This window comes from Pseudomonas sp. PA-4-8C, from assembly GCF_021606625.1.
GTDB classification, from domain to species: Bacteria; Pseudomonadota; Gammaproteobacteria; order Pseudomonadales; family Pseudomonadaceae; genus Aquipseudomonas; species Aquipseudomonas lactis.
In genome coordinates this window covers 1-1764 of record NZ_WKCD01000500.1, presented here as the reverse complement: position 1 = coordinate 1764, position 1764 = coordinate 1, and the positions used below count along the sequence as shown (strand labels likewise).

Below are 1764 nucleotides of genomic sequence, written 5' to 3'. Positions count from 1 at the left end.
CACTCGGGGCCGGCGAAGCGTTGGAGGACGTTGTCGATGACATCGGTGGGGGTAATGGTCCCGTCGAAGTCACACAAGACATACCACTGGCTGAACGTCGGAGGTGCTGTAGCATCTCCCTGATCCGCGCAAGTGTGCTGGCGACAGTTACTTGAGGCGCCTTCCATAAAAATCCCGTTCAGTTCGTTGTCAGAGGCGAGTGTTCAATTGCTGGAGCACTGCCGTGCGACAAAACATTACGGGTTCTTTCTGATGGATGTCGTGGGAGTAATCCCAAGCTAAAAGCGTTAAATCGAAACTACAAAGTAGGAAATGTATAGACGATGTAGGATGGTTTACCTGGCACGCTTGGAGTGCCAGGTAAAGTCGTTATCTGCGTTTGGGCATCATGCGCAGCGCCGTGTTATCGCGCATCACGTAATGATGAAAGATCCCCGCCAACGCATGCAGCCCGATCAGCCAGTAACCGATCTGGCCAAATAGCACGTGCCAGCCTTCAATTTCCTTGGCCAATGCTTTGTTTTCCGTGATCAGCGGCGGCAATTCCATCCCATAGAACATCACTGAATGCCCTTCGGCACTGACGATCAACCAACCGGCAATCGGCATGCCGATCATCAACGCATACAACGCAGCGTGCATCAGCGTCGCCAGCAGGCTTTGCCACTGCGGCGGCGCCGGCACGATCTTCGGCGCCACCCCCAGGCTACGTGCAAACAAGCGCAGCCACACCAGTACAAACACGGTAAGGCCGAGCATGAAGTGCATTTCAACAATCAAGGTGCGCGCACCGCTGCCTTTGGGGAATTGGCCGCGCAGTTCAATGCAGGCGTAGACCACCGCCAGCAGCACCACCATCAACCAGTGCAACGCAATGGACATAGTGCTGTAGCGTGTATCGGAATTTTTCCACGGCATCGCTGTGTTCCTCACTCATCAGGGCGTACCTCCATTCTTTAGCGATGGAGTGCATTAACTGTATGCCTGTTTTGAGCGCTGCGCTTGTTGCCACTGCCCTTGTCTTGACCTCGGTCAGTAGGCCTGCGGCATTTCCCCGCGGGCCAGGCGCTGGTTGATGTCGCTGATGACCCGTGGCAGATCGGTGATGGTGTCAATCAGGTAATGTGGACGTGAAGCTTCGAACATCGCTTCGATGCGCTGGCGCTCGCTGGCCAGTGTGTCGGTGTCCAGGGCGCGGAATTGCTCGTAGGTCAGGCCCAGCGCGTTGCCAGAGCAGGTCAGGGCCACGGTCCACATGCCGGCACGGCGACCTTCGAGAATGCCCGGCACGGTGTCGTCGACCTTCACGCAGGCCGCCACATCATCAATGCCCAGGGCGATCACGTTAGCCAGCGCCTGGGCCGGCCATGGTCGGCCGTTGGGCACTTCGTCAGTGGCCACGACGTGGTCGGCGACGTAGCCGTTGGTGGCAGCCAGGGCCACGACCTTGTCCATCACCTGCTTGGGGTAGCCGGAGCAGGAACCGATCTTGATACCTTGGCCGCGCAGGGCGGCGATGGTGTCGAGGGCGCCGGGGATCAGGGCCGAGTGCTCGGCAATTTTCTCGATCTGCAGCGGCATGAAGCGCTGGTAGATGGCGGTCACGTCGTCGTCGGTGGGCGTGCGGCCGAACGCCTGGCGGTAGCGTTCGGCAACTTGCGGTTGGTCGCAGAGGGTGCGGATATGGTCCCACTTGCCCATGCCCATCGGGCCACGGGCCTCCTCGATAGATACCTGCACGTCGAACTCGGCGAAGGCCTCGAC

At 59.0% G+C, this 1764-nt stretch carries 2 protein-coding genes and 1 pseudogene; all 3 read right to left on the bottom strand.

The genetic code is table 11. The features are described 5' to 3' along the window. Positions 1-77 (bottom strand): annotated as a pseudogene (locus tag GIW04_RS30450) (2,3-diketo-5-methylthio-1-phosphopentane phosphatase); the annotation flags it as partial. A gap of 292 nt (positions 78-369) precedes the next feature. Beyond that, positions 370-918: a cytochrome b gene (locus GIW04_RS30445; protein WP_003192236.1), complete on the bottom strand. Its 549-nt coding sequence runs from the start codon at positions 916-918 to the stop codon at positions 370-372. A 114-nt stretch (positions 919-1032) separates the two neighbouring features. Continuing rightward, on the bottom strand, positions 1033-1764 hold a 732-nt coding region (gene phnX / locus GIW04_RS30440), incomplete at its 5' end, for a phosphonoacetaldehyde hydrolase (protein WP_236479584.1).